13 protein-coding genes and 1 tRNA gene are annotated in these 12242 nt (G+C 52.6%); 9 read left to right on the top strand and 5 right to left on the bottom strand.

Annotated features, from left to right (window positions below):
* Positions 1 to 22 precede the first annotated feature (22 nt).
* Together E0F26_RS00395 and feoB are read left to right on the top strand one after the other, a co-directional pair.
* The gene (locus tag E0F26_RS00395; protein ID WP_279242063.1) at positions 23 to 280 is read left to right on the top strand and encodes a FeoA family protein; all 258 of its coding nucleotides are present in this window, start codon (positions 23 to 25) and stop codon (positions 278 to 280) included.
* Positions 277 to 2100 carry a ferrous iron transporter B gene (feoB, locus tag E0F26_RS00390; protein WP_279242062.1) on the top strand — a complete coding sequence of 608 codons (1824 nt, stop codon included), beginning with the start codon at positions 277 to 279 and terminating at the stop codon, positions 2098 to 2100. Before E0F26_RS00395 ends, feoB begins: the two co-directional genes overlap by 4 nt.
* Here feoB and E0F26_RS00385 read toward each other — a convergent pair.
* Both E0F26_RS00385 and E0F26_RS00380 read right to left on the bottom strand, forming a co-directional pair.
* Positions 2097 to 2435 carry a hypothetical protein gene (locus E0F26_RS00385; protein WP_279242061.1) on the bottom strand — a complete coding sequence of 113 codons (339 nt, stop codon included), beginning with the start codon at positions 2433 to 2435 and terminating at the stop codon, positions 2097 to 2099. The genes feoB and E0F26_RS00385 overlap by 4 nt on opposite strands.
* Positions 2435 to 2794, bottom strand: a complete 360-nt coding sequence (locus tag E0F26_RS00380; protein WP_279242060.1) for a YhbY family RNA-binding protein — start codon at positions 2792 to 2794, stop codon at positions 2435 to 2437. Before E0F26_RS00380 ends, E0F26_RS00385 begins: the two co-directional genes overlap by 1 nt.
* 20 nt (positions 2795 to 2814) lie before the next feature.
* Between E0F26_RS00380 and rlmE the strand changes: the two genes are divergently transcribed.
* The 6 genes from rlmE (at position 2815) to E0F26_RS00350 (ending at position 8290) form a co-directional block, all read left to right on the top strand.
* Positions 2815 to 3438 (top strand): 23S rRNA (uridine(2552)-2'-O)-methyltransferase RlmE, encoded by a 624-nt coding sequence (gene rlmE, locus E0F26_RS00375; protein WP_279242059.1) that lies wholly within the window; start codon positions 2815 to 2817, stop codon positions 3436 to 3438.
* 156 nt (positions 3439 to 3594) lie between these two features.
* Positions 3595 to 5496, top strand: a complete 1902-nt coding sequence (ftsH, locus tag E0F26_RS00370) for an ATP-dependent zinc metalloprotease FtsH (protein ID WP_279243237.1) — start codon at positions 3595 to 3597, stop codon at positions 5494 to 5496.
* Positions 5497 to 5552: 56 nt separating this feature from the next.
* The gene (gene folP, locus E0F26_RS00365) at positions 5553 to 6377 is read left to right on the top strand and encodes a dihydropteroate synthase (RefSeq protein WP_320416191.1); all 825 of its coding nucleotides are present in this window, start codon (positions 5553 to 5555) and stop codon (positions 6375 to 6377) included.
* Between the two features lie 10 nt (positions 6378 to 6387).
* Positions 6388 to 7728: a phosphoglucosamine mutase gene (glmM, locus tag E0F26_RS00360; RefSeq protein ID WP_279242058.1), complete on the top strand. Its 1341-nt coding sequence runs from the start codon at positions 6388 to 6390 to the stop codon at positions 7726 to 7728.
* Between the two features lie 93 nt (positions 7729 to 7821).
* On the top strand, positions 7822 to 8190 hold the full coding sequence (gene secG / locus E0F26_RS00355; protein WP_279242057.1) for a preprotein translocase subunit SecG: 369 nt from the start codon (positions 7822 to 7824) through the stop codon (positions 8188 to 8190).
* Positions 8191 to 8204: 14 nt separating this feature from the next.
* Positions 8205 to 8290 (top strand) — tRNA-Leu (locus E0F26_RS00350).
* 72 nt (positions 8291 to 8362) lie between these two features.
* Here the strand turns inward: E0F26_RS00350 and E0F26_RS00345 are convergent.
* From E0F26_RS00345 to E0F26_RS00335, 3 genes are all read right to left on the bottom strand, one after another.
* Positions 8363 to 8809, bottom strand: coding sequence for a nuclear transport factor 2 family protein (locus tag E0F26_RS00345; RefSeq protein WP_279242056.1), 447 nt, complete (start codon positions 8807 to 8809; stop codon positions 8363 to 8365).
* Positions 8810 to 8858: 49 nt separating this feature from the next.
* Entirely contained in the window at positions 8859 to 9245 is a 387-nt protein-coding gene (locus E0F26_RS00340) for an MAPEG family protein (RefSeq protein ID WP_279242055.1), read from the bottom strand.
* 102 nt (positions 9246 to 9347) lie between these two features.
* The gene (locus tag E0F26_RS00335) at positions 9348 to 10457 is read right to left on the bottom strand and encodes a glycerol-3-phosphate dehydrogenase/oxidase (protein ID WP_279242054.1); all 1110 of its coding nucleotides are present in this window, start codon (positions 10455 to 10457) and stop codon (positions 9348 to 9350) included.
* A 237-nt stretch (positions 10458 to 10694) separates the two neighbouring features.
* Between E0F26_RS00335 and E0F26_RS00330 the strand changes: the two genes are divergently transcribed.
* Positions 10695 to 12236, top strand: coding sequence for a trimethylamine methyltransferase family protein (locus E0F26_RS00330; protein WP_279242053.1), 1542 nt, complete (start codon positions 10695 to 10697; stop codon positions 12234 to 12236).
* Positions 12237 to 12242: the final 6 nt, after the last annotated feature.

Here is a 12242-nt window from a genome sequence, read left to right as displayed (position 1 = left end):
CGCGCTGCGTTAACCCGTATCCATGTCGATCCCCTCAAATCAGACATCGCTTTGGTCGCTCTCCTCAGGCGAATCCGCCGTTATTCACGATTTTGACAGCAGTGAGATCGATGCCGCTACGAGGCGGTTGATGGACATTGGCTTTCGGGCGGGACAGCGTGTCACCTGTTTGATGACACCGGGATTCGGTGCGCCGCGAGTCTATGCGGTCGGTGGCGCCACCTACAGCCTCGATCGAGCCACGGCAGAACGTATTCAGACGTGTGAGCCTTCAGCATGAAGAATATCTTGCTCGTGGGCGCGCCCAACTCGGGTAAAAGCGCTCTTTTCAATCAGCTCACAGGCTTGAGCCACAAAGTAGCCAACTATCCGGGTATTACGGTGGACGTTGGGACCGGTGCACTGAGAGCTGATGCCCGCCTGACTGTTTGGGATTTCCCGGGCACTTACTCCCTTACTGCCGTATCGGGTGAGGAGCAGGTTGCGATCGACACGCTTCGAACAGCGTTAAAAAGTGAGGAGCAGGCAGTCGTAGCGATGGTCTGTGATGCGACGCGACTTGAGAAAAGTGCCACCTACTGCTTACAGGTCGCGCGGGAGTGTGCCCAGGCTCAAAAACCCTTCCTCGTGCTTCTTAATATGATGGATGTCATTGAAAGTGACGGGTTAGATATGGATGTGCAGGGACTGTCAAAGGCCCTGGGTGTACCCGTGTTTCCAGTCAGTGCACGTACCGGTAAAGGTTTATCGGAAGTGGAAGCTGTGCTTGTGAGCTCAACGCCTGAGATTTCCACTTGGGGTGATACGCCGGATGCTTTGATTAGCGGTACCGCCACTCAAATTGCAGAGCGGTTTGCACCAAAAGGCGACCTACTGGTTCGGCGACAAGCCAAGTTGGATAACTGGTTATTAGGGACCTTAAGCGGAGGTGTGGCCTTCGTGATGATCATGACGCTCTTCTTCCAAGCCATTTTCACTTGGGCGGCGCCGTTGATGGATGGCGTTGAGTCGATTGTGATAGCTATCGGCAGCTGGGCCTCTTCCGTGCTCCCTGACGGGGTGTTGGCAGACTTTGTTAACGACGCGATTTTTGGGGGGCTAGGCGCCTTTTTGGTTTTTGCGCCGCTGGTTTTCATCTTGACGATGATTGTCGGTGCGCTTGAGGACTCTGGATATCTCGCGCGTGCTGCGTTGATTTGCCACCGCCCGTTGAGCTTTTTTGGCTTGTCAGGCAAAAGCTTTGTGCCATTGTTGTCGGGGGTTGCTTGCGCAATTCCTGCAATTTACGCCGCGAGAACCATGTCCTCTCGGCAAGAGCGTTTGCTGACTTATGTGGCAATTCCACTCATGCCGTGTTCCGCAAGACTGCCTGTTTATGCGCTGCTGATTGCTATTCTGATACCCGATGAGACCGTGTTAGGGGGCATCATTGGGTGGCAGGGTCTTGCTATGTCGGGTATTTATTTCTTCGGCATTATGACAGCGCTGATTGTGGCCGCTGTCGTCAGTCGCATGGGCGACACTGCAACATCGAGTCAGGCCTTCATCCTCGAGCTGCCGGCATATCGTATGCCCGCCTTGAAGCCTATTGTGAGTAAGTCGCTTGACCGCGTGGTTCATTTTATTCGAAAAGCCGGTAGCGTGATTTTTGCTGTCACGGTCGTTGTGTGGTTTTTGGGATATTTCCCTAATGGCGGAGAGGACCTATCGTCTTCATGGTTGGCAGCCCTTGGTCGCTTCATTGAGCCCGTTTTCTCACCGCTTGGTCTCGATTGGCGCTACGGTGTTGCGATCATTGCGTCGTTCTTGGCGCGAGAAGTTTTTGTGGGCACCCTTGGCACAATCTTTGGGATTGAGAGTGCTGACGAAGACCCTGCGTCCCTCGCAGATCAAATTGCGGCCTCCGGCTTGACCGCCGCTTCAGGTGTTGCCCTGGTGGTCTTTTTTACGATTGCGCTGCAGTGTGTGTCCACAGTTGCGCTGCTGGCTCGCGAAGCAAAATCTGCGCGATTTGCTGTGCAATTATTGCTGGGCTACCTGGTGCTTGCGTGGCTGGTTGCGTGGCTTGTGTATTCGTTGGTAAGTCTTTTACTACTCTAGTTTCGTGCTTGCTGATAAAGCCTTAGCTCAGTCAGAAGAAGCTTTGCAGCAAGCTTCAGTGTCAAGCTGTGATGGTGCTTACGTAGCGCCTCGATACCAGACCCGATTTGCTGTTGAAGCCGCTCAGCTTCGTCGATAGCAATATCAGAGGGGAGATCCACGGAGAAAGAAAAATCGGCGTCCTCCAATTCTCCGTAGACTTTATTTAATAGCAGCGTTGCATGATCAATGAGTTCCTGGTCAGCGCCCTTGTCGCGAAGCAGCGTGCTGAGTTGCTCGGTCAAAAATTGATAGGCCTGTTTTTCGCGACTGGGGAACTCGAGAACGTTGGTCATTAAAGTGGACGTTGAAGGTTCGATTTTCGAGGGTCGGCATTTGGCACATGTCGCAGTAGCGTCGCCGTATGGCCGATTTTCTGCACGAGCTCTGCACCGCAGCCCTCGACCAACGCCTTGATAACGTCGTCTCTCGTTTCGCGATCACCCACGTTTACCCTAATCTTCACAAGCTCATGGTCATTGAGTGCGCGTTCAAGCTCGGTCTGAATTCCCTCGGTTAAACCCTGGCCCCCAACCGTGACAATAGGATTGAGTTTGTGCGCGATCGCACGGTATTGCTTAAGTAGTCGATTGTCCAAAGTGAGGCTCTCGGTCAGTAAAATATAAGGGTCGTGAAATGGTATTCTATCCTTCATCGACTCAGGAGTCCTTATAAATGGCAAAGAAGCGCGGTTCGAGTAAAGCATGGCTCAAAGAGCATCGAGACGATGTTTACGTGCAGCGTGCTCAAGCTGACGGCTACCGCTCCCGAGCCTGCTATAAGCTCCTAGAACTCAATGATAAAGACAAGTTTATTCGACCGGGAATGACGGTTGTCGACCTTGGTAGTGCGCCCGGTGGTTGGTCTCAGGTTGCTGCGCAACTTGTAGGTCACAAGGGTAGAGTCATCGCCAGCGATATTTTGCCGATGGATGCAGTGGCGGGTGTGGACTTCATTCAGGGTGACTTTACAGAGCAATCTGTCTTTGACGAGATTCAGGCGGTTATTGGTGATTCGGTGCCGTCAGTGGTGTTGTCAGACATGGCGCCTAATATGAGTGGTATCGTTTCGGTTGATCAGCCAAAAGCAATGTATCTGGTTGAGCTTGCACTCGATTTGGCCGTACAAATGTTGCCCGAGGGCGGCGTTTTTGCCGCAAAGGTCTTCCATGGGGAAGGCTTTGACGACTGGCTTAAGTCTGTCCGGAGCCACTTTCAGGTGGTAAATAGTCGTAAACCAGCCGCCTCGAGACCGCGCTCTAAAGAGGTTTATGTCGTCGCTAAAGGTTTCCGTGCATAGAGCCATTACGACGAAACTCACGTAAAGCCTAGACAGACCCTTGAATTATCACTAAGGCGTCTCCACGTGGTAAAAATGCGTGTTGTGTGAAGAGCCCGCTATAATGTTGGGCCGAAAAGCGCCCACGTCGAGCCGGAGGATGGTGATTTGAATAATATGGCGAAGAATATGTTGTTGTGGCTGGCGATCGCAGCTGTGCTGCTGTCTGTCTTTAACAACTTTAATACTCAGGGCCAAAAAGAGCAGCTGGGTTACTCGGCCTTCATTCAAGAGGTGCAGAACAATCGTCTCTCAAAGGTTGTGGTGGACGGGCTTACGATCACGGCCGAGCGCACGGATGGCTCTTCCTTCGAAACAGTGAGGCCGATGGTTGAAGATCCTAAGTTGATGGATGATCTACTGACACACAATGTTGTTGTAGAGGGTAAAAAGCCTGAGCAGCAGTCGGTTTGGACGCAATTACTCGTCGCAAGCTTCCCCATTCTTTTGATTCTTGCCGTGTTTATGTTCTTCATGCGTCAAATGCAGGGCGGCGGCGGTGGTCGCGGTGGTCCGATGAGCTTTGGAAAAAGCAAAGCAAAACTTTTGGGCGAGGATCAGATCACAACCACGTTTGCGGACGTGGCAGGTGTGGACGAAGCGAAGGAGGATGTTCAGGAGTTGGTGGAATTTCTGCGAGACCCGAGTCGCTTCCAGAAGCTGGGTGGTCGCATTCCGCGAGGCGTACTGATGGTGGGCCAGCCGGGTACGGGTAAAACGCTGTTAGCAAAAGCCATAGCCGGTGAGGCCAAAGTTCCTTTCTTCTCCATATCGGGCTCTGACTTTGTCGAAATGTTCGTAGGTGTCGGTGCCTCGCGTGTTCGCGATATGTTTGACCAGGCAAAGAAGCAGTCGCCCTGTATCATCTTTATTGACGAAATCGATGCCGTCGGCCGTCATCGTGGCGCAGGCTTAGGCGGCGGTCATGACGAGCGAGAGCAGACCCTCAACCAGCTTCTCGTGGAAATGGACGGTTTTGGTGGAAACGATGGCGTTATTGTCATTGCGGCAACAAACCGCCCTGACGTGCTTGACCCTGCGTTACTGCGCCCCGGTCGTTTTGATCGCCAGGTCACTGTAGGTCTGCCCGATATTCGCGGTAGAGAGCAAATATTGAAAGTCCACATGCGTAAGGTTCCATTGGCCGAGAATGTCGAGGCCTCAAAGATTGCACGGGGCACTCCCGGGTTTTCCGGTGCAGACCTTGCGAACTTGGTCAACGAGGCTGCGTTGTTTGCAGCTCGTGCCGGCGTGCGCACAGTGGGAATGCAACAGTTTGAATTGGCAAAGGATAAGATAATGATGGGCGCTGAGCGTCGATCAATGGTCATGTCCGAGAAAGAGAAGCTCAACACGGCGTATCACGAAGCGGGTCACGCAATTGTTGGACGATTGATGCCAGAACACGACCCAGTCTACAAGGTGTCGATTATTCCTCGCGGTCGCGCTTTGGGTGTAACCATGTTCCTACCGGAGGAAGACCGTTACAGCCACAGTCGACGCCATATTATCGGTCAGATCACGAGTCTGTTTGGTGGACGAGTTGCCGAGGAGATGACGCTTGGCAAAGAAGGCATCACAACGGGTGCATCGAATGATATTCAGCGTGCGACAGAGATTGCACGGAATATGGTGACCAAATGGGGGCTCTCCGACGCAATGGGGCCTTTGATGTACGACGAGGGCGGTGAAGAAGTCTTTTTAGGACGCTCAGCCGCACAACCGTCAAAAGCCATGTCGGATGAGACCGCACTGTCGATCGATAGAGAAGTTCGCTCGATTATCGACGAATGCTACGAAAAAGCCCGCAGCATTCTCGAGGAACACCGCAGTAAGATGGATATGATGGCTGATGCCCTGATGCAGTACGAGACAATCGACTCCGAGCAGATCGATGCCATTATGGAAGGTAAAAAGCCCAACCCACCTTCTGACTGGACCAGCGGCCCAACGGAACCACCGTCTGACCCTGAGTCATCTTCGGGGGACGATGCGGTGGGTGACCCCGTCACGCACTAAGCGGTTGGCTGCGTAGAGTGGTCACCTCACTTCAGTGTGGTCGAAAGCGTTTGGCTTTGACCACGCCACAGATCATGGGCGTCCTCAATGTGACGCCCGACTCTTTTTCAGACGGCGGGCAATTGTTTGCCGACTCGAAAGTCCACGCCGATCGCCTGCTTCAGAGAGCTGAGAGTATGGTGGTCGCCGGCGCGTCTATTTTGGACATCGGCGGTGAGTCCACCCGTCCCGGTGCAGCGCCTGTCTCCTCTCAGGAAGAACTCGATCGTGTTATGGGTGCTATAGATCTGATTGCGGCCCACGTGGACGTTGTTCTTTCGGTCGATACCAGTAATCCAGAGGTCATGAGCGCCGCGGCGAGCGCCGGCGGAGGCCTGCTCAACGACGTGCGCGCATTTCGCCGCGACGGTGCATTGCAAACGGCAGCGGCGACGGGTTTGCCTGTGTCACTGATGCACATGTCTGAGGAGCCGGATCGAATGCAATCCCACACCGATTATGTAGACGTTGTGGACGATGTATCGCGGTTTTTAGAAGGGCGTATCGCTGCGTGTATCGAGGCGGGCATAAACCGCGAGCAGATTGTGATTGATCCGGGCTTTGGTTTTGGCAAGACCGTTTCGCAAAACTATGAAATGTTACGCCGTCTTGCCGAATTTGCCGCATTTGAGCTGCCGATCTTGGTTGGTTTGTCGCGAAAGTCTATGATCGGGGCCGTGACAGGAAGACCGGCTAATGAACGTGTAGTCCCCAGCGCTGTACTGGCTGCTATGGCCGCGCAAAATGGGGCCTCTATCGTCCGAGTACACGATGTCGCTGAGACCGCTGACGCGCTTGGAGTGTGGGCGGCAATGAATGGTGCTTCGCTAAGCGCCAACTAGGGGAGAGGTTGTGACGCGTAAATATTTTGGAACGGATGGGATTAGAGGGCGGGTTGGTGATGCGCCCGTAACACCCGATTTCATGCTTAAGCTTGGTTGGGCGACAGGAAAAGTATTCGCCGCCACAGATGGTTCCAGACCCACCGTCGTTATTGGAAAGGACACCCGCGTCTCGGGCTATATGCTCGAATCTGCCTTGCAGGCTGGCTTAGTTGCAGCAGGTGCAAATGTGAAGTTGGTGGGTCCACTCCCGACACCGGGTATCGCGTTGTTAACCCGCAGCCAGAAGGCCGATGCAGGCATTGTTATCAGCGCATCGCACAACCCTTACTACGACAATGGGATTAAATTCTTTAATGGCCAGGGTAGTAAGTTATCGGATGAACTAGAGCTTCAGATCGAGGCTATGATTGATTCGCCCATGGAAACGGTCGACTCGGACCAGCTCGGTAAGGCGAGTCGTATCGCTGATGCGGCAGGGCGTTACATTGAATACTGCAAGTCCACCTTCCCCGACGAGCTCAGCCTGAAAGGGCTAAAAATAGTGATCGATTGCGCGCATGGTGCGACGTATAACATCGCCCCGGGTGTTTTCTCAGAGCTTGGCGCCGACGTGACCTTGATGGGTGCCGAACCCGATGGGTATAACATCAACGAGGGTGTTGGTTCGACTGAACCTGAGGCGCTTCAGCAACGGGTAATGGAGGAAGGCGCGGATCTGGGCGTCGCTTTTGATGGTGACGGTGATCGTCTTCAGATGGTGAATCGCGAGGGACAGCTCCTTACAGGTGACGATGTACTCTATATTCTTGCTATGCATCGATTATCCACTGGTGGTAGCGACTCGGGTGTAGTGGGCACGCTGATGACGAATATGGGCCTTGAACTGGCGTTGGAGCAAAGCGGATTGCGTCTGGCGAGAGCCAAAGTCGGTGATCGCTACGTGAAAGAATTAATGGTGGCCGAGGGCTGGAGTCTGGGCGGTGAGTCCTCGGGGCACATTATTTGCGGCAATCTCAGCACGACGGGAGATGGCGTAATAGCCGCACTTCAGGTTTTGGCGGCTGTCGTCGCGTCGGGGCGTTCTTTGAGCCAGCTCACTTCCGGTTTCACACCCTTGCCTCAGGTGTTGGTTAACGTGCGTATTAAGAAGGGTTTTGATATCGCAGCGCACCAGGCCATTAACGATGCCTGTGAGCGGGTAGAGCAAGCGCTTATTGGACGTGGCCGACTATTGCTGCGTCCATCAGGAACGGAGCCTGTGATACGAGTCATGGTGGAGGGAGATGAAACCGTGGCTATCGACGCATTGGCAAATGAGGTCGCAGAGGCAATTCGCCAGGCGGCGTAACAAGAGTCTTGCTCCGCGCGCGCCTCTTGGGTAGACTCGCGCACCCTTAGTGGTGGTGTTCGCATAGTGCGTGCGCCCTATTCGGAGAAACACGTGAATCAGGTTATTTTGGTCGTTCACCTCTTGGTGGCGCTGGCAATTATCGGTCTTATTTTGCTGCAACGCGGCAAAGGTGCCGATGCAGGCGCGTCATTTGGTGGTGGTGCGTCACAAACCGTATTTGGCTCCTCGGGCGGCAGCAATGTTTTGACGTCCACGACAGGTTGGCTCTCGGCCATTTTCTTTGCGACGAGCATCGGTTTGGCGATGATTGCGGATCAGCAATACGCTGAAACGGACGATTTAGGTTTTGAAGTTCCTCTAGGGGCCGTTGAGGCGGCACCTCTGGCACCTGCTGGCGATCTACCGCTAGCCGATGAGCCAAACGAAAATTCAGGCTCAGGCGATCTACCGATCGACTGAGCGCTACACGACTTGCGGAAGTGGTGGAATTGGTAGACACGCTATCTTGAGGGGGTAGTGGCCTATGGCTGTGGGGGTTCAAGTCCCCCCTTCCGCACCAAATACTAGGTAAACACAAAAAAGCCCCGCGATAGGGGCTTTTTTGTGTGTCTTTATTACGCCTTTGGTCTCTCTAATTCGGTCGAAGTTCATCAGGAAAATTTAGGTTCCAGCTCGCTTCTTGTTTTCTAGAAGCGAACAGCCAACGATCATCGACTCGGACGAATTCATCAACATACCAAATCCCCAAAATGAACGTTTGAGTTCCGCCCTCTACAGCCATCTCCATGGGGTTGAAACACATGACGCGACCTGTCGCAGTGTCGCCATTCACTTTAAATTGCGTGTTACTTACAAGGTGTTGATGATTCGGGAAAAGCGACATTGCCTCGTTAAGAAACGTAACCATCTCTTGCACACTGCACTTAGGGGCGCCAGTCGCTTCATAGTCGATCACGGCATTGTCGGTGAATAGCGTGCTCAGTTCGGCAAATGCCTTCCTGTCGATGATGTCGGCGTAGCGTGTCACGAGATCTTGCAATTCTAAGCGGTCGGAGATTTCTTGGAGCGATAGTGTCATGTCTTAGTCCTCGATTGGCACTGCGGTATTTCGCAGAGTGCAACAGCGCTTAGATCGCCACCACTCCCAACATGACCGCTGCTACCAACAGCGGTGTGAGCGTTAGTACCGTACCACCTATTCGTAGCGGCATACTCGATTTCATAAAACCAAAGCAAACGCCGTGCATTAAACGACCGATAAGAAAACTCAGCCCCAAGCTGTGTAAGATCGTTGTATCGCCACCGTTAACTTCAAGTAGATAAAGCAAGATCAACATCATCGGTGCGTATTCGGTCAGATTGCCCTGGGCCCGAATTGCGCGCTGGAGCATGTCGTCGTCAGACGTATCGATATTTAAAAATCTAAAGACAGGACTACCTCTGAGTGCGATAACACGAAACGATAATAGGACAAGCCAAAAGGTGAGTAGACTGGCGTAGAGCGAGGTGATCATCGTTAAGAACTCTCCATCTTCATGCTGGTTTTTCTATCTTAGTTTTTTTGTCTTTTGAGTCGCTTGCACAGCCTGCCTGAGCAGAAGGTCAGGAGCAAAGGCTCAAATGACAGAGGCCACTTTACGACCGAGGTGTCTCGCGGAGGTCCACTTACCTCCAAAGACGTTGATCAATGAGTTAACCACTTCTATTTCCGAGTCTCGGCTTGCCCTGCTCATGTTCTGAAGCTGCGCATTTCGGGCTTTAGCTATGGGGCGGACACCCGATAACGTTGCGGTTATGTGCTCCCGACTAACGGCGGGTTGAATGTGTTTATTTAAGATGGCTAGGAGGTAGTCAGTTTCAGCGTCAGTGCAGTTTATGGGGTCTTTGAGGTCATGGGCACATTCGGTCGTGCCTAGGAGCACTTTGCTTTTCGACTGAGGAATGCAAAAAACGATGCGTCCATCGTCAGGCACTTGAAAAACCAAGGCATGAGGCAGCGTTAGATCGAGCAAAAGGTGAGAGCCTCTCACGTGGCTAATCGTGAATTTCGAAGCAATATTCGATTCCATCAAAATTTCACTCGCCCAGGGTCCCGCGGCGTTGATGACTCGATCAAATTGCAAGGTGTCGTCATTTACCCTGAGGGATCCTTCAGTTGTTAAATGAGACACGCGGCTGTGGGAATGAAGAGTGACACCTGATGATTGAGCCTCTGCCAGTAAATGCTCGGCCATCACTTGATCATCCATTACGAGGTCGCAATAACTAATACCGCCTTTTAGATTTTCTGGACTCAGGGTCGGGAAGGCCTCCAATAGCTCGTTTTTGCTGTGAAGCTGACTTCGACCTAGGGAGTACCGTCCTGCTAGCCATTGATATAACAGCGCCCCTGCGAATAACGTGGTACGACCTCGCGGAGAGTCATTGTAAATTGGAAAGAAGAATCTCTCGACGCGCGTTGCATCTGGCGCAATACGCTGCCATTCCTCGCGCTCTTTTAGGGCTTCTCTCACAAGCTTAATATGACCTTGCTCTAGGTAACGAATACCGCCGTGAAGCATGCGAGAGGATTTACTGCTTGTTTCTGCAAAGGGACTGCCCGCATCGAAAAGCACAACCTCGCAGCCCCGTTTTGCGCACGCGGTTGCAATGGACGTTCCGTTTACGCCTGCGCCCACGACAGCAATGCGTTTAGCAACCAACTGATCACCCTCAACTTCGTTCATTTAAACAGTGTACATCGTCTGGTGTTGCCGTTTTGTGATGGGTTTTCCAGCGCCATATTTACCACGCATAACATTGGCTTTGCGTGGGAGATTCTTGAGTTCAAGCACCCGTCTAATTTACTACCAAAAAGTGTTAGTTCTTCGCCAAGATTTACTGACGATTTTTCTGGCGTAACCGGCATTTATGAATTAAAAATGACACCGAAATTCAGGGTAAAAATTTAGTGAGAAATTCGTATGTCTGAGAGAGCGGGAAGACGAAAAGGCGGAGGTCGTGCGGGTCGGCGGGAGGCGAGAGCCAGCTCAGTAAAAGCGGCAGCTCCGTATATCCAGAGAAAGATCCCTTACGTTGAAATTCTCAGCGAAGAAGGCCTGCAGCTCATTGAGGACAATGCGGATAAGCTCTTGGAAGAGGTAGGCATAGACTTTCTTGATGATCCCGAGGTGCTCGAGCTATTTCAGGTAGCAGGTGCGAGCGTCGATGGAACGCGTGTCCGTTTTCCAAGGGGGATGTGTCGTCAGATCATTCAGGCTTCTGCGCCCTCTGAATATATACAGCACGCGCGTAATCCTGAACGCAGTGTTGTCATTGGTGGCAAAAATACGGTTCTCGTTCCAGCCTATGGCTCGCCATTCGCTCATGACTTAGACAAGGGTCGTCGTTATTCAACCATCGAAGATTTTCGTAATTTCGTGAAACTCGCTTATATGGCGCCGGGCATTCATCACTCGGGTGGCACGGTGTGTGAGCCCGTTGACTTGCCAGTCAACAAGCGTCACTACGATATGGTTTACAGCCATTTTAAATACAGTGACAAACCACTCATGGGTTCGGTCACCCATTACCGACGCGCGCAAGACACGGTGGATATGGCAAAGCTGGTTTTTGGTGACGAGTTTGTCGACCAAAACTGTGTTCTTACCAGTCTGATTAATGTCAACTCGCCTATGGTGTTTGACGGCACCATGCTCGGATCCTTGAAGGTATACGCTCGCAATAATCAATCTTGCGTTGTCTCCCCCTTCATTTTGGCAGGGGCGATGTCGCCGGTAACGGTGGCGGGAACCTGTACACAGATCTTGGCCGAGGCGATGGCAGGTATCGCGCTGACTCAGTTAATTCGCCCAGGTTGTCCGGTTGTTTTTGGGACCTTTGCGGCTGCTGTGTCCATGGCCACCGGTGCGCCAACATTTGGTACACCAGAGCCCAGTCAAGTTATTTACGCGACGGCGGCACTTGCACGTCGGCTAGGTGTGCCTTATCGGAGTGGCGGCGGGCTCTGTGGATCAAAGCTTCCCGACGCTCAGGCGGCCTACGAGGCAGCTAATACGTTGCAAACGGCGGCACTCGCGGGTGTTAACTTTATGCTGCATACAGCGGGTTGGCTCGAAGGTGGTCTTGCTGTGGGTTATGAGAAGTTCGTAATGGATTGTGACCAGGCAAGCATGATCGCCGTATTGCTGGAGGGCATGGACCTGTCGGAAAACGCCCAAGCAATGGATGCGTTCCACGAAGTGGGCCCGGGAAAGCATTTCTTAGGTTCAGCGCACACGCTCAGTAATTTCGAGTCTGCGTTTTATCGATCGACTATTGCCGACAACAACAGCTTTGAGCAGTGGTCGGCTGAGGGCAGCCTTGATGCAGCCCAGCGAGCAAACGGTATTTGGAAGAAGATGTTGGCGGACTACGAAGCGCCCGCTTTGGATTCAGCGATTGACGAGGCGCTTTTGGACTTTATGGCGCGTGAAAAAGCATCCTTTGCTGATAGAGATTATTAAGCGAAT

It is taken from the genome of Candidatus Paraluminiphilus aquimaris (assembly GCF_026230195.1).
GTDB classification, from domain to species: Bacteria; Pseudomonadota; Gammaproteobacteria; order Pseudomonadales; family Halieaceae; genus Luminiphilus; species Luminiphilus aquimaris.
This window is presented reverse-complemented; position numbering and strand designations above follow the sequence as displayed.

Bases quoted from the DNA above. Each gene is read 5' to 3' on its own strand.
- E0F26_RS00395 (WP_279242063.1), top strand. From the start codon at position 23: ATGTCGATCCCCTCAAATCAGACATCGCTTTGGTCGCTCTCCTCAGGC.
- feoB (WP_279242062.1), top strand. From the start codon at position 277: ATGAAGAATATCTTGCTCGTGGGCGCGCCCAACTCGGGTAAAAGCGCT.
- E0F26_RS00385 (WP_279242061.1), bottom strand. From the start codon at position 2,435: ATGACCAACGTTCTCGAGTTCCCCAGTCGCGAAAAACAGGCCTATCAA.
- rlmE (WP_279242059.1), top strand. From the start codon at position 2,815: ATGGCAAAGAAGCGCGGTTCGAGTAAAGCATGGCTCAAAGAGCATCGA.
- E0F26_RS00340 (WP_279242055.1), bottom strand. From the start codon at position 9,245: ATGATCACCTCGCTCTACGCCAGTCTACTCACCTTTTGGCTTGTCCTA.
- ftsH (WP_279243237.1), top strand. From the start codon at position 3,595: ATGGCGAAGAATATGTTGTTGTGGCTGGCGATCGCAGCTGTGCTGCTG.
- E0F26_RS00380 (WP_279242060.1), bottom strand. From the start codon at position 2,794: ATGAAGGATAGAATACCATTTCACGACCCTTATATTTTACTGACCGAG.
- E0F26_RS00335 (WP_279242054.1), bottom strand. From the start codon at position 10,457: ATGAACGAAGTTGAGGGTGATCAGTTGGTTGCTAAACGCATTGCTGTC.
- E0F26_RS00330 (WP_279242053.1), top strand. From the start codon at position 10,695: ATGTCTGAGAGAGCGGGAAGACGAAAAGGCGGAGGTCGTGCGGGTCGG.
- E0F26_RS00345 (WP_279242056.1), bottom strand. From the start codon at position 8,809: ATGACACTATCGCTCCAAGAAATCTCCGACCGCTTAGAATTGCAAGAT.